Annotated in this window: 1 pseudogene; it reads right to left on the bottom strand. The window is 61.9% G+C overall.

Going from position 1 to position 286, the window contains the following annotated elements:
- Window positions 1–63 precede the first annotated feature (63 nt).
- A pseudogene (locus KBI52_RS00400) lies at window positions 64–286 on the bottom strand (IS630 family transposase); the annotation flags it as partial.

The raw sequence follows: 286 nt of genomic DNA, 5'->3' as shown, positions 1-286 counted from the left end.
TTCCTGGTTGTCCCCCGACGCTGCCGATGGCTCGGTTATTGATCCGGCTGGGGCGATCTTGAACTACGCGGCATAACGGAAAGACGGATGCCCGAAGAAACTGCGGATCCGGTTGGGCAACTTGGCGAGCCGGCCCATATGGCTGATGACGGTACGTTCAAGTTCGGGTTTGCCGCGGGCGGGCGGCTTGCGCGTCACAGCCTGCTTCAGGTCGGCGTTCAGGCCCTCGTCCGGGTTCAACTCAGGGCTAAAGGATGGCAGGGAGAAGACCTCGATCTGCTCCGTG

Source organism: Microvirga sp. HBU67558 (assembly GCF_018069605.1).
Lineage (GTDB): Bacteria > Pseudomonadota > Alphaproteobacteria > Rhizobiales > Beijerinckiaceae > Microvirga > Microvirga terrae.
This window is presented reverse-complemented; position numbering and strand designations above follow the sequence as displayed.